The 23,305-nt window shown below is 72.5% G+C and carries 19 protein-coding genes; 14 read left to right on the forward strand and 5 right to left on the reverse strand.

The genetic code is table 11. The features are described 5' to 3' along the window. Positions 1-5 precede the first annotated feature (5 nt). The gene (locus QWJ41_RS13920) at positions 6-1,175 is read right to left on the reverse strand and encodes a class I SAM-dependent methyltransferase (RefSeq protein WP_302709015.1); all 1,170 of its coding nucleotides are present in this window, start codon (positions 1,173-1,175) and stop codon (positions 6-8) included. A 197-nt stretch (positions 1,176-1,372) separates the two neighbouring features. Between QWJ41_RS13920 and groES the strand changes: the two genes are divergently transcribed. Further along, positions 1,373-1,669, forward strand: a complete 297-nt coding sequence (gene groES, locus QWJ41_RS13925) for a co-chaperone GroES (protein ID WP_179614115.1) — start codon at positions 1,373-1,375, stop codon at positions 1,667-1,669. A gap of 102 nt (positions 1,670-1,771) precedes the next feature. Beyond that, complete coding sequence (gene groL, locus QWJ41_RS13930) at positions 1,772-3,394, forward strand: chaperonin GroEL (protein WP_302709016.1); 1,623 nt, start codon at positions 1,772-1,774, stop codon at positions 3,392-3,394. 174 nt (positions 3,395-3,568) lie between these two features. Here the strand turns inward: groL and QWJ41_RS13935 are convergent, their stop codons facing one another. Beyond that, the gene (locus QWJ41_RS13935) at positions 3,569-5,056 is read right to left on the reverse strand and encodes a hypothetical protein (RefSeq protein WP_302709017.1); all 1,488 of its coding nucleotides are present in this window, start codon (positions 5,054-5,056) and stop codon (positions 3,569-3,571) included. Between the two features lie 120 nt (positions 5,057-5,176). Here QWJ41_RS13935 and QWJ41_RS13940 point away from each other — a divergent pair, with 120 nt between their 5' ends. The 7 genes from QWJ41_RS13940 to rnhA all read left to right on the forward strand — a co-directional run bounded on the left by QWJ41_RS13940 (position 5,177) and on the right by rnhA (position 13,927). Further along, positions 5,177-6,100, forward strand: a complete 924-nt coding sequence (locus QWJ41_RS13940) for a GNAT family N-acetyltransferase (protein WP_302709018.1) — start codon at positions 5,177-5,179, stop codon at positions 6,098-6,100. A 56-nt stretch (positions 6,101-6,156) separates the two neighbouring features. After that, positions 6,157-7,659, forward strand: coding sequence for an IMP dehydrogenase (gene guaB / locus QWJ41_RS13945; RefSeq protein WP_302709019.1), 1,503 nt, complete (start codon positions 6,157-6,159; stop codon positions 7,657-7,659). Between the two features lie 17 nt (positions 7,660-7,676). Then, on the forward strand, positions 7,677-8,585 hold the full coding sequence (locus QWJ41_RS13950) for a cation diffusion facilitator family transporter (protein WP_302709020.1): 909 nt from the start codon (positions 7,677-7,679) through the stop codon (positions 8,583-8,585). A gap of 34 nt (positions 8,586-8,619) precedes the next feature. Continuing rightward, a complete protein-coding gene (locus tag QWJ41_RS13955) occupies positions 8,620-9,726 on the forward strand; it encodes a GuaB3 family IMP dehydrogenase-related protein (RefSeq protein WP_302709021.1) in 1,107 nt (368 codons plus the stop codon). A 31-nt stretch (positions 9,727-9,757) separates the two neighbouring features. After that, positions 9,758-10,588, forward strand: a complete 831-nt coding sequence (locus QWJ41_RS13960; protein ID WP_302709022.1) for a carbon-nitrogen hydrolase family protein — start codon at positions 9,758-9,760, stop codon at positions 10,586-10,588. Positions 10,589-10,654: 66 nt separating this feature from the next. Continuing rightward, positions 10,655-13,435 (forward strand): alpha-amylase family glycosyl hydrolase, encoded by a 2,781-nt coding sequence (locus tag QWJ41_RS13965; protein ID WP_302709023.1) that lies wholly within the window; start codon positions 10,655-10,657, stop codon positions 13,433-13,435. Positions 13,436-13,462: 27 nt separating this feature from the next. Further along, the gene (gene rnhA / locus QWJ41_RS13970) at positions 13,463-13,927 is read left to right on the forward strand and encodes a ribonuclease HI (RefSeq protein WP_302709024.1); all 465 of its coding nucleotides are present in this window, start codon (positions 13,463-13,465) and stop codon (positions 13,925-13,927) included. A gap of 64 nt (positions 13,928-13,991) precedes the next feature. Here the strand turns inward: rnhA and QWJ41_RS13975 are convergent, their stop codons facing one another. Next, positions 13,992-14,129, reverse strand: coding sequence for a hypothetical protein (locus tag QWJ41_RS13975; RefSeq protein ID WP_302709025.1), 138 nt, complete (start codon positions 14,127-14,129; stop codon positions 13,992-13,994). Beyond that, positions 14,129-14,563 carry a hypothetical protein gene (locus tag QWJ41_RS13980; RefSeq protein WP_302709026.1) on the reverse strand — a complete coding sequence of 145 codons (435 nt, stop codon included), beginning with the start codon at positions 14,561-14,563 and terminating at the stop codon, positions 14,129-14,131. The genes QWJ41_RS13975 and QWJ41_RS13980 overlap by 1 nt, the downstream gene beginning before the upstream one ends. 214 nt (positions 14,564-14,777) lie before the next feature. Between QWJ41_RS13980 and QWJ41_RS13985 the strand changes: the two genes are divergently transcribed. The 5 genes from QWJ41_RS13985 (at position 14,778) to guaA (ending at position 22,762) form a co-directional block, all read left to right on the forward strand. Then, the gene (locus QWJ41_RS13985) at positions 14,778-15,890 is read left to right on the forward strand and encodes an Rv3169 family protein (RefSeq protein WP_302709027.1); all 1,113 of its coding nucleotides are present in this window, start codon (positions 14,778-14,780) and stop codon (positions 15,888-15,890) included. Positions 15,891-15,947: 57 nt separating this feature from the next. Further along, positions 15,948-17,438 carry an aldehyde dehydrogenase gene (locus QWJ41_RS13990; RefSeq protein WP_302709028.1) on the forward strand — a complete coding sequence of 497 codons (1,491 nt, stop codon included), beginning with the start codon at positions 15,948-15,950 and terminating at the stop codon, positions 17,436-17,438. A gap of 92 nt (positions 17,439-17,530) precedes the next feature. Further along, a complete protein-coding gene (locus QWJ41_RS13995) occupies positions 17,531-19,153 on the forward strand; it encodes a succinic semialdehyde dehydrogenase (protein WP_302709029.1) in 1,623 nt (540 codons plus the stop codon). A gap of 1 nt (position 19,154) precedes the next feature. Beyond that, positions 19,155-20,873, forward strand: coding sequence for a GMC family oxidoreductase (locus tag QWJ41_RS14000; protein ID WP_302709030.1), 1,719 nt, complete (start codon positions 19,155-19,157; stop codon positions 20,871-20,873). 293 nt (positions 20,874-21,166) lie between these two features. Further along, on the forward strand, positions 21,167-22,762 hold the full coding sequence (gene guaA, locus QWJ41_RS14005; protein WP_302709031.1) for a glutamine-hydrolyzing GMP synthase: 1,596 nt from the start codon (positions 21,167-21,169) through the stop codon (positions 22,760-22,762). Positions 22,763-22,774: 12 nt separating this feature from the next. On the opposite strand, the gene QWJ41_RS14010 is transcribed toward guaA, so the two are convergent. Continuing rightward, the gene (locus QWJ41_RS14010; protein WP_302709032.1) at positions 22,775-23,170 is read right to left on the reverse strand and encodes a LapA family protein; all 396 of its coding nucleotides are present in this window, start codon (positions 23,168-23,170) and stop codon (positions 22,775-22,777) included. Positions 23,171-23,305: the final 135 nt, after the last annotated feature.

Consider the following 23,305-nt stretch of genomic DNA (forward strand, 5'->3'; position numbering starts at 1 on the left):
CCGGGTCAGAGGGGGCGGACCAGCAGCGCGGTGCCGGCGCCGGCGACGCGGGTCAGCACGATCGTGGCCTCCGCGTCGCCGGCGAGGGCGAGCCGCCTGCGCAGCTCCTCGGGCACCACGTCGACGCCGCGCTTCTTGATCGTCAGGCGACCCACACCACGCTCGCGCAGGGCGGCGCGCAGCGCCTTCTCGCGGTAGGGCAGCTGCTCGAGCACCTCGTAGCCGCGGGCGAACGGGGTGCGGGCATCCACGACGTCTGCGTCGGTGGTGACGTAGGCGATGTGCTCGTCGAGCAGCCCGCCGTCGCAGGCGGCGGCCACGGCGGTCACGAGGCCGGCGCGGATCACCGCCCCGTCCGGCTCGTAGAGATAGCGCCCGACCGCTCGTACGCCGGCGCCCGGGTCGTCCTCGTCGGTGAGCGTGGCCAGGCCGCCGTCGCCGATGACGGTCGCGCGCCGGCGGGTGGTGGCCAGGCGGCCCGACCACAGGGCGGCCTCCTTGACCTCGCCGTGGTCGCTGACCCACTCGGCCTCGACGCCCTCGGGCACCAGGTCGTGGGGGATGCCGGGTGCGACCTTGACGCAGGAGTCGCGGGCCAGCAGGGACTCCACGAACGACCACGGGGGAGTCCAGTCGTCGACGTCGAAGCTGCGCCCGCGCGCCGAGCGGCGCGCGGGGTCGGCGTACGCGACGTCGAAGGGGGAGGTGTCGATCGTGGTCGCGTCGACCACGCTGACGACGCCGTCGAGCCCGAGGGCCGCGAGGTTGGCGCCCGCGACCGCGACCCGCACCGGGTCGAGGTCGACCCCGACGCTCACGATGCCGGTCTCGGCCGCGGCGAGCAGGTCTCCGCCGATGCCGCAGCCGAGGTCGACGAGGCTCAGGGCGTCGAAGGCCCGCAGGCGTGCGGCACGGTGCCGGGCGACGGCCAGGCGGGTGGCCTGCTCGAGCCCGTCGGGGGTGAAGTAGAGGCGCGCGGCCAGGTCGCCGAACTTCGCGACCGCCCGGCGTCGCAGCCCGGCCTGGGTCAGCGCGGCCGCCGCGTGCTCGGCGCCGGCGTGGCGGCGCAGCGCCGTCTGGGCGCGAAGCGGGTCGGCCGGGTCGAGCTCCTCGGCGCGGGCCAGGAGCGCCTGGCCGTCGTCGGTGAGCAGCCACCGGAAGGCGTCGAGGTCCATCGGGCGATCCTGTCACCGCCCTCCCGCTCTGGCACTCCTCGAGGGGGAGTGCTAGTTTTTGAGCTGGCACTCTCCCCGTGAGTGTGCCAGCGCTCATCAGGTCGGCGCGACCCCCGCGACGGCGTGCCAGGGCCTGCGAGCACCCCTTTACGTTTTCCACCAGCCAACGTGTGCAAGAAAGTGGAGGTCGATCCAACGTGTCGATCAACATCAAGCCCCTCGAGGACCGCATCGTCGTGAAGACGCTCGAGGCGGAGCAGACCACCGCCTCGGGTCTCGTCATCCCCGACACGGCCAAGGAGAAGCCCCAGGAGGGCGAGGTCGTGGCCGTGGGCCCGGGCCGCTTCAACGAGGACGGCGACGAGCGCGTCCCGATGGACATCTCCGTGGGCGACAAGGTCATCTACAGCAAGTACGGCGGCACCGAGGTCAAGTACGGCGGCGAGGAGCTGCTGATCCTCTCGGCGCGCGACGTCCTCGCGATCGTCAACTGATCCACCGGCCCGGGCGTCATGCCGACCGGTCGCCCTGCGACCCGCGTCGCATGGCGCCCGGGCCCGTTTCATCTCCCACACCACTGACCTAGGAGCATCCACATGCCCAAGATCCTGGAGTTCGACGAGAACGCCCGCCGCGCGCTCGAGCGCGGCGTCGACGCCCTCGCCAACGCCGTCAAGGTGACCCTCGGCCCCAAGGGCCGCTACGTCGTCCTCGACAAGAAGTGGGGCGCCCCCACGATCACCAACGACGGCGTGACCGTCGCGCGGGAGATCGAGCTGGACGACCCGTTCGAGAACCTCGGTGCCCAGCTCACCAAGGAGGTGGCCACCAAGACCAACGACATCGCGGGTGACGGCACCACCACCGCGACGGTGCTGGCCCAGGCGATGGTCCACGAGGGCCTGCGCGCCGTGGCCGCGGGTGCGAACCCGATGGGTCTCAAGCGCGGCATGGACGCTGCGGCCAAGGCCGTCGGCGACGCGCTGCTCGAGGCGGCCCGCGAGGTCGACTCGGTGGAGGACATGGCCTCGGTGGCCACCATCTCCAGCCGCGACAAGGTCATCGGCGACCTGCTCTCGCAGGCCTTCGACAAGGTCGGCAAGGACGGTGTCATCACCGTCGAGGAGTCCAGCTCGATGGGCACCGAGCTCGACTTCACCGAGGGCATGCAGTTCGACAAGGGCTACCTGTCGCAGTACTTCGTGACCGACCCGGAGCGCATGGAGGCCGTCCTCGACGACCCCTACATCCTCCTGCACCAGGGCAAGATCTCGGCGATCGCCGATCTGCTGCCGCTGCTGGAGAAGGTCATCGCCGCCGGCAAGCCGCTCTTCATCCTCGCCGAGGACGTCGAGGGCGAGGCGCTCTCGACCCTGGTCGTCAACAAGATCCGCGGCACGTTCAACGCCGTCGCGGTCAAGAGCCCCGCCTTCGGTGACCGCCGCAAGGCGATGATGCAGGACATCGCGACCCTGACCGGTGGTCAGGTCATCGCCCCCGAGGTCGGCCTCAAGCTCGACCAGGTCGGTCTCGAGGTGCTGGGCCAGGCCCGCCGCGTCGTGATCACCAAGGACAACACGACCATCGTCGACGGTGCCGGCGACGCCACCGCCGTCGAGGGCCGCGTCAACCAGATCAAGGCCGAGATCGAGAACACCGACTCCGACTGGGACCGCGAGAAGCTCCAGGAGCGCCTCGCCAAGCTCGCTGGCGGTGTCTGCGTGATCAAGGTCGGCGCCGCCACCGAGGTGGAGCTGAAGGAGAAGAAGCACCGCATCGAGGACGCCGTCTCCGCGACGCGCGCCGCGATCGAGGAGGGCATCGTCCCCGGTGGTGGCTCCGCGCTGATCCACGCCGTCTCGGTGCTCGAGAAGGACCTCGGCCTCGAGGGCGACGAGGCGGTCGGCGTGCGCATCGTGCGCAAGTCGGCCGACGAGCCGCTGCGCTGGATCGCCGAGAACGGTGGCGTCAACGGCTACGTCGTGACCACCAAGGTCCGCGAGATGGGCGTCGGGAACGGCTACAACGCCGCCACCGAGGAGTACGGCGACCTGGTCGCCCAGGGCGTCCTGGACCCGGTCAAGGTCACCCGCTCCGCGCTGGTCAACGCCACCTCGATCGCCGGCATGCTGCTGACGACCGAGACGCTGATCGTCGACAAGCCCGAGGACGACGACGAGTCCGCCGGCGGCGGCCACGGCCACGGCCACGGTCACTGATCGGCACTGATCGACACTGATCCACCCGCAGCGGGGTCACCCGCTGCAGCACGACGGCCCGTCCGGGGAGACCCGGGCGGGCCGTCGTCGTTCCCTGGACCGCCCGGGACGTCATACGGGCAGGACGTCCGTCGATGCCAGGCGTATGACGTCCCGCGGCGCAGCCGCCGGGGCTCAGCCGCGGCAGGTCGGCCGGGGCGCCGGCCGGTCGACGTCGCGGCGCAGGTAGACCCGGTGGTCGCCGCAGGCGCCGCCCACCTCGACGTAGTGCTCCTCGACCTCCTCGCGCAGCGCGGCGCCGGCCTCCGGCGTCCAGGCGCCGAGGTAGACCCACTCGACGAACCAGGTGGGCCGCTCGTCGGAGTCCAGCAGCGCCCGCAGCTGCTCGAGCTCGGGGTCGAGGGTGCGCATCGGCAGGCTCCACAGGTAGCGGTAGGGCGAGTCCATCCCGCTGGTCAGCTGCAGGTCGGCGCGCCCACCGAAGACGGTGAGGGTGTCGCCGGGCTCCGCGGCCGCGGCCAGCGCCGCGCCGGTGTCGGCCTCGTCGAGCTCCTGCAGGTCGAGCACCTGCACCGTGCCCCACACCACCAGCGACACCGCGCTCGAGACCGCCGTCGCGACGACCACCGCCCGCATCGCCAAGCCGCGCTTCGAGCGCCGCCGCACCAGCAGGGCCGCGGCCAGCGCCGTCGACGGCACCAGCACCAGCAGGTAGTCGCGCCAGTAGGAGCCGCTGGCCACCAGCGCCACGGTGTCGGCGCCCAGCATCGCCAGCACCGCCCAGGTCACGGGTGCGTCGCGACCGACCTCGTCGCGCACGTGCACCAGCAGACCGCCGATCACCGCCACCATTCCGGCCCCGGCCGCCACCACCACCAGCAGCGCGGCCCGCTCGGTCGGCGCCGAGGCCGGTTGCGCGGCCAGCACCGCCGAGGCGTCGGCGCGGAAGCCCCACACGGCGTAGGCCAGCGCCTCGAGCCGTACGCCGGCCGCCGCGGCCCAGCCGACCGTGGCCAGCACCGGCACCGCGGCCCCCGCTAGGGCTGCGCCGGCGAGGGCCGCACCGCGCCGCAGCGTCACCTCCCGCCCGAGCACCGCGACCAGGAGCAGCGCCCCGCCGAAGACCAGCCCGCCCACGAGGCTCTGCTTGAGACCCGGCGCGGTCGCCGACACGGTGCCCGCGGCGCCGGCCAGCAGCAGCGCGCGTCGACCGTCGGCCCTGCGCAGCGCCAGCAGCGCGAGCAGGCAGCCGCCCATCACCAGCGGCAGCGCGAGCAGCTCGCCCTTGGCGGCCACCACGTCGATGAGCGGCGTCACGCACAGCGCCGCCACCAGCACCGCGGTCCACCGCGCCGCCGACGCTCCCGCCACCAGCCGGGCGGTCATCGCGGCCAGCAGCACCAGCGCCGCGACGGCCACCGCTCCGAGCACCCGCACCGTGAGTGGCCCGGCCAGCCAGTCGGCGGCACCGAAGGTGGCCACCAGCAGCGGCGGCCGGTCGACGAAGTAGGGCCCGTAGACGCTCTCGGCGTCGGGCGCCCAGGCGCGCGCCACGAGCGTGAAGCCCGCCTCGTCGGGGCGCACCGGGCGGAACAGGCCGACCAGCCGCAGCGCACCCGCCACCAGGGCGACCAGCAGCACGAGGCGCCGCTCCCGGCCCATCGCCCACCTCCGCCCAGCCTCGCGTCACCGCACGACCCACGACCGAAACGTCGCCGCAACGTCGGTGGGCCAACGTAGTCCACACCCCGCCGCCGGAGCGGGCGCACGGAGGAGGAACCCATGCTGTGGAAGGTGCGGGCCAGCTCGCCGGACCGCCCGGGAGGTCTCGCCGCGCTCGCGCAGTGCTGTGCCGCGGCGGGCGCTGACATTCGGGCGATGCAGGTCTTCCCGGGCGTCGACGAGGTCACCGACGAGGTGGTCGTCGACGTGCCGGGCGACTGGGGCGAGGCCGACGTGGCGGTGCTGGTGGAGTCCGCCGGCTGGCGGCACGTCTTCTCCACCCCGTGCACCGGCGCGGCGCTGACCGACCAGCCCACCCGCTACGTCGAGGCCGCCCGGCAGGTGCTGGCCGCGCCCGAGAGCTTCCCCGAGGTGGTGGCCGCGCTCTTCGACACCGAGCCCGACCAGGGCCCCGGCGGCGACCTGCTGGAGATGACGGTCGGCGACGTGCTCGTGCAGGTGCGGCGCGCCACGCCGTTCACCGACACCGAGCGGGCGCGCGGCGTCGCGGTCGCCGAGCTGGTCACCGACGTGCTGCGGCGTGGGCGCCCCGAGCCGTCGCTGGCCGCCCCGGTCGCCGGGCGCCGTCTGGGCGACGGCGCGCGGCCGTCGTACGTCGTGGAGGGCAGGGTGGTCTCGGCGGTCGTCGCCGACGTGGTCGTGGGGCGCGCGAGCCTCGGGCTGCCCGGGGAGCCGGCCACCGACGAGCTCGAGGACGGCTGCCTGCCGCTGGTGCTGCGGGTCGACCCCGCCTGGCGCCGGCGCGGGGTCGGGACCCGGCTGCTGGTCGCCGCGTCTCGCCTGGCGCTGAGCCTCGGCGCGCGCGAGGTCGCGCTGAGCACCACCGCCGACAACCGTGCGGTGCTGCCGCTGGTGCTCGCGGCCGGCATGCACGGACGCATCCGGCTGGCCTCCGACCAGCTGACGGTGCGGGTGCCGGTGCAGGGCCTGCGGCCGCTGGAGGTCGGCTCGGCGCCGGTGTGACCAGGGACGCGCCCTCCGCCAGCGCCGGGCCCCGCCACCGCCCGTACGATGAACGGGTGGAGATCCCGGAGAAGTTCGCCGCCCTCGGCCTCACCTACGACGACGTGCTGCTGCTGCCCGGTCACTCCGACCTGGCGCCGGCCGACATCGACACGACCTCGCGCCTGACCCGCGAGATCTCGCTGAAGGTGCCGCTGGTCAGCGCCGCGATGGACACCGTGACCGAGTCGCGGATGGCGATCGCGATGGCCCGCGAGGGCGGGATGGGCGTGCTGCACCGCAACCTGTCCATCGAGGACCAGGCCTACCAGGTCGACCTGGTCAAGCGGACCCAGACGGGCATCATCTCCAACCCGGTCGTGATCGGGCCCGACGCGACGCTCGAGGAGCTCGACCGCCTGTGCGGCGAGTACCGCGTCTCGGGCCTCCCCGTGGTCGACGCCGACTCGCGCCTGCTGGGCATCATCACCAACCGCGACCTGCGCTTCACCCCGGTCGCGGAGTGGTCGACCCTCAAGGTCGAGGAGGTGATGACCCCGATGCCGCTGATCACCGGCCCGGTCGGCATCTCCCGTGACGAGGCCACCGCGCTGCTGCGCAAGCACAAGCGCGAGCGGCTGCCGCTGGTCGACGACCAGGGCCGCCTGGCCGGCCTGATCACGGTCAAGGACTTCGTCAAGAGCGAGCAGTTCCCGCACGCGTCGTACGACGCCCACGGCCGGCTGCTGGTCGGTGCCGCGATCGGCTACTTCGGCGACGCCTGGCAGCGTGCCACCACCCTGGTCGAGGCCGGCGTCGACGTGCTGGTCGCCGACACCGCCCACGGCAACGTGCGGCTGCTGCTCGACATGGTCGCCCGGCTCAAGAGCGACCCGGCCACCCGCCACGTGCAGGTCATCGGCGGCAACGTCGCGACCCGCGAGGGCGCGCAGGCCTTCGTCGACGCCGGCGCCGACGCGGTCAAGGTCGGGGTCGGCCCCGGCTCGATCTGCACCACCCGCGTCGTCACCGGCGTGGGCGTGCCGCAGGTCAGCGCGGTCTACGAGGCGTCGCTGGCCACCAAGCCGGCTGGCGTGCCGCTGATCGCCGACGGCGGCATGAAGTACTCCGGCGAGATCGCGAAGGCGATCGTCGCGGGCGCCGACGCCGTGATGCTCGGCTCGCTGCTGGCCGGCTGCGAGGAGTCGCCCGGCGAGCTGGTCTTCGTCAACGGCAAGCAGTACAAGTCCTACCGCGGCATGGGCTCGCTCGGCGCGATGTCGAGCCGCGGCAAGAAGTCCTACTCCAAGGACCGCTACTTCCAGGCCGAGGTCGCCAGCGACGACCAGATCGTGCCCGAGGGCATCGAGGGCCAGGTCGCCTACCGCGGCCCCCTCTCCGCGGTCTCCCACCAGCTCACCGGCGGGCTGACCCAGTCGATGTTCTACGTCGGCGCGCGCACCGTGCCCGAGCTGCAGGAGAAGGGCCGCTTCGTGCGGATCACCTCGGCCTCGCTCAACGAGAGCCACCCGCACGGCGTGCAGATGACCGTCGAGGCACCCAACTACACCGGGCGCTGAGCCGGCGGGGAGCTGACGTGGGCGCCGGGCACGACCACGGGGCGGGTGCGAACCGCACCCGCCTGAGCCTCGCGCTCGCCCTGACCGGTGTGGTCGTCGTCGCCCAGGCGGTCGGCTCGATCGTCACCGGCAGCCTGGCGCTGCTGGTCGACACCGCCCACATGCTCACCGACACCGTCGGGCTGGGCATGGCCCTGGTGGCCAGCGTGCTGATGACCCGGCCGGCCACCGACCGGCACACCTGGGGGCTGCGGCGCGCCGAGGTGATCGCCGCGCTGGCCCAGGCCGCGCTGCTGCTGGCGGTGGGCGGCTTCGCGCTCGTCGAGGGCGTACGACGCCTGGTCACCCCCGCCGACGTGCCCTCGACGTCGCTGCTGGTCTTCGGCGTGGTCGGTCTGGCGGCCAACCTCGTCGCGCTGGTGGTGCTGACCGGCGGCCGCCGGTCGAACCTCAACATGCGCGCGGCGTACCTCGAGGTGCTCAACGACGCGCTGGGCTCGGTGGCGGTGATCGTGAGCGCGGTGCTGATCGCCGCCTTCGGGTGGGTGCGCGCCGACAGCGTCGCGGGCCTGCTGATCGCGCTGCTGATCCTGCCGCGCACCCTGCTCCTGTTGCGCGACAGCACCCGGGTGCTGCTCGAGTCGGTGCCGCCGGGCCTCGACCTGGCCGACGTGCGCCGCCACATCCTGCAGGTGCGCCACGTCGTCGACGTGCACGACCTGCACGTCACCCGGGTCTCCTCCGACCTGCCGGTGCTGACCGCCCACGTGACCATGCAGCGGGCCTGCTTCGAGTCGGGGCACTCCGGCGAGGTGCTGCGCGAGCTGCAGGAGTGCGTGGCCGAGCACTTCGACGTCGCCATCGAGCACTCGACCTTCCAGATCGAGCCCGAGGGCCACGCCGGCACCGAGCACGCCCACCACTGAGCCGCCCACCGGCGCCAAGCGTTAGCCTTGCGCGGTGAGCGAGATCGAGATCGGCCGCGCCAAGCGGGCCCGCCGGGCCTACTCCTTCGACGACGTCGCGATCGTGCCCTCCCGGCGCACGCGCGACCCCGAGGAGGTCAGCACGCACTGGCAGATCGACGCCTACCGCTTCGACCTGCCGGTGATGGCCGCGCCGATGGACTCGGTGATGTCGCCGAGCACCGCGATCGCCTTCGGTCGCCACGGCGGCCTGGGCGTGCTCAACCTCGAGGGCCTGTGGACCCGCTACGAGGACCCCGAGCCGCTCCTCGAGGAGGTCGCCGGGCTGACCGGTACCGAGGCCACCCGCCGGATGCAGGAGATCTACCTCGAGCCGGTCAAGGCCGAGCTGATCACCCAGCGCCTGCGCGAGGTCCGCGAGTCGGGGGTGACCGTCGCCGGGTCGCTCTCGCCCCAGCGCACCAAGGAGTTCGCCAAGACCGTCGTCGACGCCGGCGTCGACATGTTCGTCATCCGCGGCACCACCGTCTCGGCCGAGCACGTCTCCAGCCAGTCCGAGCCGCTGAACCTCAAGGAGTTCATCTACGAGCTCGACGTGCCCGTCATCGTCGGCGGCTGCGCGACCCACCAGGCGGCGCTGCACCTGATGCGCACCGGCGCGGCCGGCGTGCTGGTCGGCTTCGGTGGGGGAGCCGCCCACACCACCCGCACCGTGCTGGGCGTCGCGGTGCCGATGGCCTCCGCGGTCGCCGACGTCGCCGCCGCGCGCCGCGACTACCTCGACGAGTCGGGTGGGCGCTACGTCCACGTCATCGCCGACGGCTCGATCGGCCGGTCCGGCGACATCGCCAAGGCGATCGCCTGCGGCGCCGACGCGGTGATGGTCGGCTCGCCGTTCGCCCGGGCCAGCGACGCCCCGGGGCGCGGCTTCCACTGGGGCACCGAGGCGCACCACGCCGAGCTGCCCCGCGGCCAGCGGGTGCAGTTCGAGACCGTCGGCACCTTCGAGGAGATCCTCTTCGGCCCCTCCCGGGTCGCCGACGGCACCATGAACCTCATCGGGGCGCTGCGTCGGTCGATGGCCACCACCGGCTACACCGACTGCAAGGAGTTCCAGCGCGTCGAGGTCGTCGTCGAGTAGCCAGGTGTCGTGACCACGCCGTGAGCACCTCGTGAGCATCGCGACCACCGCCCTGCGCGTCGCCGCCGGCCAGGCAGCGGCCGCGCCGGGCGACCTCGACGCCAACCTGCGCACCACCGCGCGCCTGGCCGCCCTGGCCGGAGACCAGGGGGTGCGGGTGCTGGTGCTGCCCGAGGCGTTCCTGACCGGGTACGACGCCGCCGTCTTCGCAGGCGCCCTGCCCGGGCCCGCCGACCTCACCGGCGCCCGGCTCGACCCGGTGCGTGAGCAGGTGCGGCGTACCGGCGTGACGGTGGTCGTCGGCACCGCGCTCGACCGCGGCGCCCGGCGCACGCTCTCGACGCTCGTGGTCCGGCCCGACGAGGCGGTCGCCGACGGCGTCGGTGTCCACCTGCCCTACGACAAGCAGCACGTCGACCGGCCCGAGCGGCAGTGGTTCGAGGCCGGCGACCACGGCGCCTCCGTGGTCGTCGACGGCGTCGAGCTGGGGCTGTCCACCTGCTACGACGGCTGCTTCCCCGAGCACGCCCGGGCCGCCAGCGACGCCGGCGCGCTCGGCTACCTGTGCTCGGCGGCGTACTTCCCCGGCGGCGCCCACCGCCGCGACCTCTACTACGCCGCCCGCGCGCTCGACAACGGCTTCTACGTCGTCCTCTCCGGGCTCACCGGCAGCTGCGGCGCCAGCTCGTTCATCGGTGGTTCGGCCGTCTACGACCCCGAGGGCCACCCGCTGGCCCGGCTGGGGGAGGAGGAGGGCCTGGCCATCGCCGAGATCCAGCCCGAGCTGGTGACCGCGACCCGCGAGCGGCACCGGATGCACCACGAGCACCGCGACGACCTCGGAGACCGCGTCCGGGTCTGACGTCCTCCGGCCCGAGGGGCTAGGATCGGCGGGCTCTGTGACCGTCATCACTCTCGGGAGACGTCCGTGAACCGCTTGATCCCTGCCCTGACCAGCGCGCTCGCGCTGGGCCTCCTCGCCACCGGCGCCTCGCTGCCGAGCGCGGCCGAGCCGGGTGCAGCCGCTGCCCGGCCCGACCGCGCCGGCGACGTCGCCCGTCCGGCGCTGCGCACCGGCCTGACCGACCACAGCTTCTACTTCGTGATGGCCGACCGGTTCGCCAACGGCGAGAGCGCCAACGACACCGGCGGCATCGAGGGCGGTCGTCTCGAGCACGGCTTCGACCCCACCGCCAAGGGCTTCTTCAACGGCGGCGACCTCGTCGGCCTGCGCGAGCAGCTCGACTACATCGAGGGCCTGGGCACCGACGCGATCTGGCTGACCCCGGTCTTCGAGAACAAGGCCGTCCAGCTCGAGGACGGACCCTCCGCGGGCTACCACGGCTACTGGATCACCGACTTCACGCGCATCGACCCGCACCTGGGCACCAACGCCGACCTGGCCGACCTGGTCGACGCCGCGCACGAGCGGGGCATGAAGGTCTTCTTCGACATCATCACCAACCACACCGCCGACGTCATCGGCTACGAGGAGGGTGCGCGCACGGCGTACGTGCCCAAGGACGTCGAGCCCTACCGCACCGCCGACGGCGAGCCCTTCGACGACCGCGACCACGCCGGCGGCGACGACTTCCCCGAGCTCGACGCGCAGACCTCCTTCCCCTACACCCCGGTGCTCGAGGAGGGTGAGGAGGACCTCAAGGTCCCGGCCTGGCTCAACGACCCGACGCTTTACCACAACCGCGGCAACACCACCTTCACCGGCGAGGACAGCCAGTACGGCGACTTCTTCGGCCTCGACGACCTCTTCACCGAGCACCCGACCGTGCGGGAGGGGATGATCGACATCTACCGCACCTGGGTCGACGAGCTCGGCATCGACGGGTTCCGCATCGACACCATGAAGCACGTCGACGACCCGTTCTGGCAGGCGTTCGGGCCGGGGCTGCTCGACTACGCCCGCAGTCACGGCAAGCCCGACTTCTTCATGTTCGGCGAGGTCGCGCTCGACGGCGCCGACGCCGCCGCCAAGGCCTTCACCGCCGGCTACACGACCCGCGCGGGCATGCAGTCGGTGCTCGACTTCCCGTTCCAGTGGGCGGCGCGCGACTTCGCCTCGCGCAGCACCAGCGCCGCCGACCTGGCCCGCTTCTTCGTCGACGACGACTTCTACACCGACGCCGACTCCAACGCCTACGCGCTGCCCACCTTCCTCGGCAACCACGACATGGGCCGCTTCGGGCACTTCGTCGGCGCCGACAACCCGGGGGCCGGCGAGGCCGAGCTGCTGCGTCGCGACCGCCTGGGTCACGAGCTGATGTTCTTCTCGCGCGGCAACCCGGTCGTCTACTACGGCGACGAGCAGGGCTTCACCGGCACCGGCGGCGACCAGCTGGCCCGGCAGACGATGTTCGCCAGCCAGGTGCCGGAGTACGCCGACGACACCCAGCTCGGCACCGAGGCGAAGACCCCGGCCACCGACAGCCTCGACCCGACGCACCCGCTCTACCGCCGCATCGCCCGCCTCGACCGGCTCACCGAGCGCCACCCGGCGCTGCGCGACGGCGCCCACCAGGTGCGGCTGGGCCAGGACGGCCCCGGGGTGGCCGCCTTCTCGCGCCTCGACCGCGACCAGCAGCGCGAGTACGTCGTGCTGCTCAACAACGCGAGCACCGAGCGCTCGGCGAAGGTCCCCACCTGGGTCCGCAAGGGCGCCTTCCGCAAGGTCTACGGCCCGGGGGAGCGGCGGGTGCGCACCAACGGCTCCGGCGCGATGCGCGTGCAGGTGCCCGCCCTGTCCACCGTGGTGTACGCCGCCACCGAGCGGTTGGCGCCCTCGCGCCGGGCCCCGGCGATCACGGTGCGCACCCCGCGCGCCAGCGCCGTCGACCGTGGCCGGATGCTGGTCGGGGCGCGGGTGGCCGGTCGCTCCTTCGCCGAGGTGACCTTCCAGGCCCGCGTCGGCGACGGCGCCTGGCAGAGCATCGGCACCGACGACTCGGCGCCCTACCGGGTCTTCCACGACACCAGCGCGCTGGCGACCGGCACCCCGGTGCGCTACCGCGCCGCGGTCCTCGACAACGCCGGCCACGCCCGGCTGGCGAGGTCGCGGGGCGCCGAGGTCGCCGCGCCGGCGATCGCGCTGAGCACCTCCGGCTCCGGCGGCACGGTCAGCAGCATCGACCCGGTCACGGTCAGCGCCGAGGTCCAGCCCGAGCGGCCCACCCAGTCGGTGCGCTTCGAGCGCCGGGTCGGGCCCGACGGGGAGTGGGAGGTGCTCGGCACCGACACGTCCTCGCCGGCCTACCAGGTCACCGACGACGTCGAGGGGCTCGAGCTCGGCACCGAGCTCACCTACCGTGCGGTTCTCCTCGAGGCGGGCGCCGAGCCGGTGACCAGCGACGAGGTCACGGTGCGCACGGCCGCGCCGCAGCCGGCCCGCGACAGCGTCACGCTCGCGGGCAGCCTGCAGGACGAGCTCGGCTGCCCGGCCGACTGGCAGCCCGACTGCGCGGCCACGCACCTGGCCTTCGACGAGACCGACGGCCGCTGGCACGCGACCTTCACGCTGCCCGCGGGCAGCTACGAGTGGAAGGTCGCCGTCGACGACTCGTGGGACGAGAACTACGGGGCGGGCGGAGCGGCCGGGGGAGACAACCTGGTGCTGGACGTGCCGGTCGGTGGTGCGGCGTACACCTTCACCTGGGACCAGGTCACGCACGTGCCCTCGGTGTCACCTGCGTCGTAGGCGGCACCCTCTGGGAGGATGCCGGGCGTGAGCGAGGACGTGCCCGATGTCGTGGTCATCCACACCGACGGGGCGTGCGTGCCCAACCCCGGTCCCGGCGGGTGGGGCGCCCTGCTGCGGCAGGGCTCCCACGAGCTCGAGCTCTGCGGAGGCGAGGCCGGCTCGACGACCAACAACCGGATGGAGCTGACCGCGCCGATCATGGCGCTGACGGCCCTGAAGCGACCGGTGCGCGTCGAGCTCTACACCGACAGCACCTACGTGCGCTCGGGCATCACCACCTGGGTGGCGGGCTGGATGCGCAACGGCTGGCGCACCTCGGCCAAGCAGCCGGTCAAGAACGTCGACCTGTGGCAGCAGCTGCACGCGGCCTGCGAGCGCCACGACGTGCACTGGCACTGGGTCAAGGGCCACGCCGGCGACGAGGGCAACGAGCGGGCCGACCGGCTGGCGGCGCGCGGGCTGGCCGAGGCGGTCGCGGGCGCGCGTTGAACCGCCCCCGGTGAGCTTGTCACCGGGGGCGGTCCATTGCCCTGGAGGACCGTTGGACGGGGGCCTAGGCCACCAGCTGCACGAGCAACCCTGCGCTGATGGTCGCGCCGGTCACCAGGCACGTCGCGGCGAGCAAGCCCGACGCGACGTCGTCCTCCACGCACCGTGCCAGGTGCGCGCGGGCTGAGTGGAGCAGGTGCATCAGCGCAGACGGACGGTCCGGCCCTTGGCCACGTCGGAGTAGGTGCCCGACGGGTCCTGGGTCTCGAACACGAAGTCGGTGACCCGCGCCTTGCCCTTCTCCCACTTGAAGCCGCCGGTCGGACGGCGCATGGCGAGCCACACCGTCTCCTCCTCGCCGTCGCACTCGAAGGCGTTGATGTGGGTGACCTGCGCCGTCTGGGTCTGCGTCCCACCGACGGTGACCTGGGTCAGCGTCGCGGTCAGCCGGGCGCTGGTGGTGTCCTCGGAGCAGGTCACCGTGCCCTTGACGTAGGCGATCTTGTAGGAGTCGGAGAGGTGTCCCCGCTTCTTGATCTTGACGATGGTGCTGTCGGCCTGTGCGGCCGGCATGGCCGACAGAGTCAGGCCGGCCATGGTGGTCGCTGCTGCGAGCAGCTGAACGGACTTGCGCATTGTTGTCTCCCGAAGTGTTGTGAATGGTCGTGTGGCCCCCTGGCGACCACGAGGAGGACGCTAGGCCGATGCCGCGGGCATCTCGTCGCCCAATTCGATGATCTGTGGCGAGCCCGACGACCATTGACAAACGAGAACACGTTCCACCAGTCTGACGCGTGTCAATTCATGGCCCACATCACCCGTTCACCACGATGAAGAGGCGGTACCCGAGATGGTCGGACCGCTCGACGAGTTCCCGCTGCACCAGGCCCCGCTGCCCGTGGAGTGGGCCGCCACCAGCGACCGCAACTTCTACGACCGCAGCTACTTCAACGCCCACGACCGCAGCGGCGACCGCTTCTTGATCATGGGGCTGGGCTATTACCCCAACCTCGGCACCAAGGACGCGTTCGTGCTGTGGCGCCGCGGCGACACCCAGACCGCGCTGCACCTCGGCGACCCCGTCGACGGGGACCGCCTCAACATGCACGTCGGCCCCTTCCGGATCGAGGTCCCCGAGCCCCTGCGGCGGCTGCGGGTGGTGCTCGAGGAGACCGAGGGGATGGCCCTCGACCTGCACTGGGCGGGCTCCTTCGACGCCCTGCAGGAGCTGCCGCACGTGATGCGCTCGGGCAGCCGCGTCACCCTCGACGCCCAGCGCTTCGCCCAGGTCGGCTCGTGGGAGGGCACGATGCTCGTCGACGGCGAGGAGATCACCGTCTCGCCGGACACCTGGCTCGGCACCCGCGACCGCTCGTGGGGCATCCGCCCGGTCGGCGAGCCCGAGCCCGCCGGCCGCCCGTCCGACCCGCCCTTCGACGGGATGTGGTGGACCTACGTGCCGATGCGCTTCGACGACTTCTGCGTCGTGCTGCTGATGCAGGAGACCCCCGAGGGCCACCGCGTCTTCAACGACTGCAGCCGGGTCTTCCCCGACGGACGCATCGAGCAGCTCGGCTGGCCCCTGGTGCAGGTGCACTACGCCTCGGGCACCCGCAGCGCCACCGGCGCCACGATCCGCTGCACCCGCCCCGATGGGGTCGAGGTGCTGCTCGAGGTCGAGGCCAGGCTGCCCACCCCGCTGCACCTCGGCGGCGGCTACGGCGGCGACGGCGACTGGAGCCACGGGCTGTGGAAGGGCGAGGGGTTCGTCGAGCGGCTCAGCTACGACGTCACCACCCCCGAGAACGCCGGCAGGCTCATGTTCGGCGTCGTCGACTACGTCGGGCGCAGCACCTGCCACGAGGAGGGCCGCACCAGCGAGGGCTGGGGCCTCTTCGAGCACGGCGTGATCGGGCGCCACGACCGCAGCGGGTTCTCCGACTGGTTCGACCTCGCGCCCTGACCGACGCCCACCCGACCGCCCACCCCCGCACAGCGACCAGCAGCCAGGAGCCCCCGGATGCCCCAGACCCAGGACCACCGACCGATCAGCGCCGACGCGCTCGACCGCGACAGCTTCTACATCGACGGGCGCTGGGCCCGGCCCGCCACGGGCGACGTCATCGAGGTCGTCTCCCCGCACACCGAGCAGGTCGTGGCCCGGGTGCCCGAGGGACGCCCGGCCGACATCGACGCCGCCGTGGCGGCCGCGCGCCGAGCCTTCGACGAGGGGCCCTGGCCACGGACGTCCCCCGCCGAGCGGATCGAGGTCGTCCAGCGCCTCTCCCACCTGTACGCCGCCCGGCTGGGCGACATGGCCGAGCTCATCACGATCGAGATGGGCTCGCCCACCTCGTTCGCCAACCTGGCGCAGTCGCCGGCGCCCTGGATGCAGATCGAGGCGTTCATCGCCATCGCCCGCGACTTCCCCTGGGAGGCGGCCCGGCCCGGCGTGCTGGGCTCCGAGGTGCTGGTGCGCCACGAGCCGGTGGGCGTGGTCGCGGCGATCCCGCCGTGGAACGTCCCGCAGTTCACCCTGGTCTCCAAGGTGGTGCCGGCGCTGCTGGCCGGCTGCACGGTGGTGGCCAAGCCCGCCCCCGAGTCGCCGCTCGACGCCTACCTGCTCGCCGAGCTGCTCGACGAGGCCGGGGTGCCGCCGGGCGTGGTCAACATCGTCGCCGGGGGTCGCGAGACCGGCGCCCACCTGGTCGCCCACCCGGGCATCGACAAGGTGGCCTTCACCGGCTCCACCGCCGCGGGCCGCACCATCGGCGCGCTGTGCGGCGAGCAGCTCAAGCGCTGCTCGCTCGAGCTGGGCGGGAAGTCGGCGGCCATCGTGCTCGACGACGCCGACCTCACCGCCACCATGGAGGGGCTGCGCTTCACCTCCTTCATGAACTCCGGGCAGGCCTGCGTGGCCCAGACCCGGGTGCTGGCCCCGCGCAGCCGCTACGCCGAGGTGGTCGACGCGCTGGCGCAGACCGCCGCGTCGATGCCCGTGGGCGACCCGGCCGACCCCGCCACCGAGGTCGGCCCGATGGTGGCGCGTCGGCAGCAGGAGCGGGTGACGTCGTACATCGAGATCGGCCTCGGCGAGGGCGCCCGCGTCGTCACCGGCGGCACGGGGATGCCCGAGGGGCTCGACCGCGGCTGGTACGTGCGCCCGACGGTCTTCGCCGACGTCGACAACCGGATGCGCATCGCCCAGGAGGAGATCTTCGGGCCGGTGGTCTCGGTGATCGCCTACGACGGTGTCGACGAGGCCGTGCGGATCGCCAACGACTCCGACTACGGGCTCGCCGGGACGGTGTGGACCGCCGACGTCGCGGCCGGGCTCGACGTGGCCCGGCAGGTGCGCACCGGCACCTACGGCGTCAACACGTACACGATGGACTTCGCCGCGCCCTTCGGTGGGTTCAAGGCCTCGGGGCTGGGACGCGAGTTCGGGCCCGAGGGGATGGCGCAGTACACCGAGGTCAAGTCCATCTACACCCCGCCGCCGGCGGGCTAGCCGAGGCGCTTGACAATCTCTTTGCCTGTGTAAAAGAGCACACTGGCTACCAATCGGTAGTGAGCGAGACCGCGGTCACATACTCTCGGTACATGAACGCGCAACAGCCCGACCGGACCGGTGCCTCGTCGCTCGACGGGCCGCACGACCCCGAGCACGACCCGACCGCGTCGTACGCGCTCGAGCCCGAGTACGTCGCGTCCCTGACCAGGCGGGTGCTCAGCAGCACCGGGCGCACCGCCGAGGTGCGCACGCCGATCAGCGGCGCGCCGCTGGCGCACGTGCCGCAGTCGAGCGAGCACGACGTGCAGGAGGCCTTCACCCGGGCGCGACGTGCCCAGGTCGCGTGGGCGCGCACCAGCCTCGAGCACCGCTCGGCCATCATGATGCGCCTGCACGACCTGGTGCTCGACCGCCAGGAGGAGATCCTCGACCTGGTCGTGTGGGAGTCGGGCAAGTCGCGCCAGCACGCCTTCGACGAGCCGGTCCACATCGCGCTCACCGCGCGCTACTACGCCCGCACCGCCCACCAGCACCTCGACCCCCAGCGTCGCCTCGGCGTGGTGCCCGGGCTGACCCGCGTCGAGGTCAACCGGGTGCCCAAGGGCGTCGTGGGCATCATCTCGCCCTGGAACTACCCCTTCACGATGGCGCTGTGCGACGGGCTGCCCGCGCTGATGGCCGGCAACGCCGTGGTCGCCAAGCCCGACGCCCAGACCATGCTCTCGGCGCTGCTCGGCGCCCAGCTGCTCGAGGAGGCGGGCTTCCCGAAGGACCTGTGGCAGGTCGTGGCCGGCCCCGGCTCCGAGGTCGGCCCCCAGGTGATCGGCCGGGCCGACTACATCTGCTTCACCGGCTCCACCGCCACCGGCCGTCGCGTCGCGGCTGGCTGCGCCGAGCGGCTGATCGGCTGCTCGCTCGAGCTGGGCGGCAAGAACCCGATGCTGGTGCTGCGCGACGCCGACGTCGAGCGGGCCGCCGAGGGCGCGGTGCGGGCGTCGTTCTCCAACGCCGGCCAGCTGTGCGTCTCGGCCGAGCGGCTCTTCGTCGCCGACCAGGTCTACGACCGCTTCGTCGAGCGCTTCGTGGCCCGGACCCAGGCGATGACCCTGGGTGCGAGCCTCGAGTGGGGCAACGACATGGGCTCGCTGGTCAGCCAGGCGCAGCTCGACACCGTCACCAGCCAGGTCGAGGACGCCGTCGCCAAGGGCGCACGCGTGCTGACCGGCGGACGGGCGCGGCCCGACCTGGGGCCCTACGTCTTCGAGCCGACCATCCTCGAGGGCGTCACTCCGGAGATGACCTGCTTCGGCCAGGAGACCTTCGGGCCGGTCGTCTCGCTCTACCGCTTCCACGACGAGGCCGACGCGGTGGCGCGCGCCAACGCGGGGGAGTACGGCCTCAACGGCTCGGTCTACAGCCGCGACGGCGCCCGGGCCCGGGCGATCGCCCGCGAGATCGCCTGCGGCACCGTCAACGTCAACGAGGCGTTCGCGGCCACCTTCGCCTCGGTCGACTCGCCGATGGGCGGCATGCGCCAGTCGGGGATGGGTCGTCGCCAGGGGAGCGAGGGCATCCACCGCTACACCGAGACCCAGTCGGTCGCCACCCAGCGGCTGATCCGCATCGCCCCGATGCTGGGCATGTCCGACGAGACCTACGCACGGGTGATGACCGCCCAGCTGCGAGTGATGAAGAAGCTGGGAAGGGCCTGACATGAGCGAGCACGACTACGACGTCCTGGTGATCGGCTCCGGCTTCGGCGGCTCGGTGAGCGCGCTGCGGCTGACCGAGAAGGGCTACCGGGTGGGCGTGGTCGAGGCGGGCGCCCGCTTCGAGGACGTCGACTTCTCCTCCGGCACCTTCGACATCACCCGTTACCTGTGGGCGCCCGCCCTGGGCTGCTACGGCATCCAGCGCATCGACGCGGTGCACGACACGATGATCGTGGCCGGCGCGGGCGTCGGCGGCGGCTCCCTGGTCTACGCCAACACGCTCTACGAGCCCCTGCCGGCCTTCTACAACGACCCGCAGTGGAGCCACATCACCGACTGGAAGTCCGAGCTGGCCCCCTACTACGACCAGGCCAAGCGGATGCTCGGCGTGGTGCAGAACCCGGTGCGCACCCCGGCCGACGACGTCATGGAGAAGGTCGCCGGCGACATGGGCGTGGCCGACTCCTTCCACCCGACCCCGGTCGGCGTCTTCTTCGGCGGCCCGGGCCAGCAGCCCGGTGAGCAGGCCGAGGACCCCTTCTTCGGCGGAGCCGGCCCCGCGCGCAACGCCTGCCTCAACTGCGGCGAGTGCATGTCGGGCTGCCGGCACAACGCCAAGAACACCCTGGTCAAGAACTACCTCTACCTCGCCGAGCAGCAGGGCGCGCGGGTGATGCCGCTGAGCACCGTGACCCGCATCCGGCCCCGCGAGGGCGGCGGCTACGACGTCACCATCAAGTACACCAAGGCCAAGCGGGCCACGGCGCGCACCACGCGCACCCTCACCGCCGAGCACGTGGTGATGGCCGCCGCCTCGCTGGGCACCCAGAAGCTGCTGCACCGGATGAAGGACGAGGGACACCTACCGCGCCTCTCCGAGCGGCTGGGCTACCTCTCGCGCACCAACTCCGAGTCGATCCTGGGCGCCATCGCACCCAAGTCGGACACCACCGACTACTCCTACGGCGTCGCCATCACCTCGAGCTTCCACCCCGACGCCGACACGCACGTCGAGCCGGTGCGCTACGGCAAGGGCTTCAACGCGATGGCGATGATGCAGACCGTGCTCACCGACGGCGACGGCGACGTGCCCCGCTGGCGCGCCTGGCTGAAGGAGATGTGGACCCAGCGCCGCGAGATCACCAACCTCTACGACCTCAAGCACTGGTCGGAACGGACCGTCATCGCGCTGGTGATGCAGAGCCTCGACAACTCCATCACCACCTACGGCAAGCGCAACAAGGTCACCGGGCACTGGCGGATGACCTCCCGCCAGGGCCACGGCGCGCCCAACCCGACATGGATCCCAGCGGCCAACGACGCCGTGCGCCGCATCGCCGGGGTGCTCGGCGGCACCCCCGGCGGCAACATCGGCGAGCCGTTCAACATGCCGCTGACCGCCCACTTCATCGGCGGCTGCGCGATCGGCGACTCGCCCGAGACCGGCGTGATCGACCCCTACCAGCGCGTCTACGGCCACCCCGGCCTGCACGTGATGGACGGCGCCGCGATCACCGCCAACCTCGGCGTGAACCCGTCGTTGACGATCACAGCGCAGGCCGAGCGCGCGATGGCCCTGTGGCCCAACAAGGGCGAGGCCGACCGGCGCCCCGGGCTGGGCGCCGACTACCGCCGCGTCGACCCCGTCGCGCCGCTGCACCCGGTGGTCCCCGAGGGCGCTCCCGGCGCCCTGCGGCTGCCCATCGTCGGGGTCTCCTGAGTCCGGTTGTCTAGCCCACCGATAAAAGGTGCGAGAAAGACCGTCACCCGCGTAACCCCGTGAGATCGACCTCGTTGTGAAGATCAGACCCGGCAGTCATGCTCCCTCCCACAAGGTCGGGTCGTTGTCCAAGCTGCTGTCCAACAGAGGCGTGGACGATCAGGGCCCGGCCATCCTCCCTCCCCGGCCGGGCCCTGGTGCTATTTCCGGGGGTCTGCGCTGCGGGAGGACCCCAGCAGGGCGGGGCAGGTGGCGACCCGAGGCCCCGGCCGGTACGCCGATAGGCTGGCCCCATGAGCGACGTGACCCCCGGCATCCCCGACCACGACCTCGTGCTGGTCGTCGACTTCGGGGCGCAGTACGCCCAGCTGATCGCCCGGCGGGTGCGCGAGGCGCGGGTCTACTCCGAGATCGTGCCGCACCACATGCCGGTCGAGGAGATGCTGGCGCGCGAGCCGAAGGCGATCATCCTCTCCGGCGGCCCCAGCTCGGTCTACGCCGAGGGCGCGCCCGGCATCGACTCCTCGATCTTCACCTCGGGCACCCCGGTCTTCGGCATGTGCTACGGCTTCCAGCTGATGGCGGCCGGCCTGGGCGGCACCGTGGCCCGCACCGGCTCGCGCGAGTACGGCCGGACCCCGGTCACCGTCGGCGAGGCGGGCACCCTGCTGGCCGACGTACCGTCGTCGCACACGGTGTGGATGTCGCACGGCGACGCCGTCACCGCGGCCCCCGAGGGCTTCTCGGTGCTGGCGGAGACCACGAAGACCCCCGTCGCGGCGTTCGAGCAGGTCGACCGCGGCCTGGCCGGCGTGCAGTGGCACCCCGAGGTGCTGCACACCGAGCACGGCCAGGCGGTCCTCGAGCACTTCCTGGTCGACATCGCCGGCTGCCGCCAGACCTGGACGATGGTCAACATCGTCGAGGAGCAGATCGAGTCGATCCGCGCCCAGATCGGCGAGCGCGGCCAGGCGATCTGCGGCCTGTCCGGCGGCGTCGACTCCGCCGTGGCCGCCGCGATCGTCCAGCGCGCCATCGGCGACCGGCTCACCTGCGTGTACGTCGACCACGGGCTGATGCGCTCGGGCGAGACCGAGCAGGTCGAGCGTGACTTCGTGGCCGCCACCGGGGTCGACCTGCGCGTGGTCGATGCCGAGAAGCAGTTCCTCGACGCCCTCGCCGGGGTCTCGGACCCCGAGGAGAAGCGCAAGATCATCGGCCGCGAGTTCATCCGCACCTTCGAGGCCGCCGAGGCCGAGGTGCTGGCCGACGCGGTGACCGGCGAGGGCGGCGACAAGGTCGCGTTCCTGGTGCAGGGCACCCTCTACCCCGACGTCGTGGAGTCGGGCGGCGGCGCCGGCACCTCCAACATCAAGAGCCACCACAACGTGGGCGGCCTGCCCGAGGACCTCGAGTTCGAGCTCGTCGAGCCGCTGCGGACCCTCTTCAAGGACGAGGTGCGCCTGGTCGGTGAGCAGCTGGGCCTGCCCGCCGAGATCGTGCACCGCCAGCCGTTCCCGGGCCCCGGCCTGGGCATCCGGATCATCGGCGAGGTCACCCGTGAGCGGCTCGACATCCTGCGCCAGGCCGACGCGATCGTGCGCGAGGAGATGACCCGCGCCGGGCTCGACCGCGACATCTGGCAGATGCCGGTGGTGCTGCTCGCCGACGTGCGCTCGGTCGGGGTGCAGGGCGACGGCCGCACCTACGGCCACCCGGTCGTACTGCGCCCGGTCACCTCCGAGGACGCGATGACCGCCGACTGGGCGCGGCTGCCCTACGACGTCCTCGAGACCGTCTCGACCCGCATCACCAACGAGGTCGAGGAGGTCAACCGGGTCACGGTCGACATCACCAGCAAGCCCCCGGGCACCATCGAGTGGGAGTGAGCGGGGCGGGCCTCAGCGCTGCTTGATGTCCTTCTTCGTACGCCGCCGCAGCTGGATGATGCGCAGGCTGCCGGCGGTCGCCGTCAGCAGGATGCCGGCGGTGGTGGCGATCAGCATCGCGACCGCCACGGGGGTCTCGCCCTCGAAGGAGAGGAACCGCACGGTCGTGGTGTCGGTGTTCTGGGCGATGAAGATGATCAGCAGCACCAGGAGCACACCCAGCCCGACGACGGCGGCGTACAGGCCGCTGGTGCGCGAGCCGCGCAGCGGGTCGTCGCCGGCCTTCTTGCCGGCCGGCTCGCTCGGCTCGGTCCGCGGGTGCTCCTCGCCGGGGCCGTCGGCACCGCCGGGCTTGCCGCCGGTCTTGTCGGTGGGCTCGTCACCGGGAGCGGGCTGCATGGTGCTCATGTGGTCAACCGTAGTCCCGTGCGCAGCGGTGCGGGGCCACCCCGGTGGGCGCGGGAGCGCCGGGCATGCCGCACCTGAGGTAAAAAAGCGTGAGGGCGGTCACGATGTGCAGGTTTTACTGGTGAGCGCCGGCCA

The sequence above is a fragment of the Nocardioides cremeus genome, from assembly GCF_030518195.1.
Lineage (GTDB): Bacteria > Actinomycetota > Actinomycetes > Propionibacteriales > Nocardioidaceae > Nocardioides > Nocardioides cremeus.

Coding starts and splice junctions, on each gene's coding strand:
- QWJ41_RS13920 (WP_302709015.1), bottom strand. CDS start 1,175: ATGGACCTCGACGCCTTCCGGTGGCTGCTCACCGACGACGGCCAGGCG.
- groL (WP_302709016.1), top strand. CDS start 1,772: ATGCCCAAGATCCTGGAGTTCGACGAGAACGCCCGCCGCGCGCTCGAG.
- QWJ41_RS13935 (WP_302709017.1), bottom strand. CDS start 5,056: ATGGGCCGGGAGCGGCGCCTCGTGCTGCTGGTCGCCCTGGTGGCGGGT.
- QWJ41_RS13940 (WP_302709018.1), top strand. CDS start 5,177: ATGCTGTGGAAGGTGCGGGCCAGCTCGCCGGACCGCCCGGGAGGTCTC.
- QWJ41_RS13975 (WP_302709025.1), bottom strand. CDS start 14,129: ATGCACCTGCTCCACTCAGCCCGCGCGCACCTGGCACGGTGCGTGGAG.
- QWJ41_RS13980 (WP_302709026.1), bottom strand. CDS start 14,563: ATGCGCAAGTCCGTTCAGCTGCTCGCAGCAGCGACCACCATGGCCGGC.
- QWJ41_RS13985 (WP_302709027.1), top strand. CDS start 14,778: ATGGTCGGACCGCTCGACGAGTTCCCGCTGCACCAGGCCCCGCTGCCC.
- QWJ41_RS13990 (WP_302709028.1), top strand. CDS start 15,948: ATGCCCCAGACCCAGGACCACCGACCGATCAGCGCCGACGCGCTCGAC.
- QWJ41_RS13995 (WP_302709029.1), top strand. CDS start 17,531: ATGAACGCGCAACAGCCCGACCGGACCGGTGCCTCGTCGCTCGACGGG.
- QWJ41_RS14000 (WP_302709030.1), top strand. CDS start 19,155: ATGAGCGAGCACGACTACGACGTCCTGGTGATCGGCTCCGGCTTCGGC.
- guaA (WP_302709031.1), top strand. CDS start 21,167: ATGAGCGACGTGACCCCCGGCATCCCCGACCACGACCTCGTGCTGGTC.
- QWJ41_RS14010 (WP_302709032.1), bottom strand. CDS start 23,170: ATGAGCACCATGCAGCCCGCTCCCGGTGACGAGCCCACCGACAAGACC.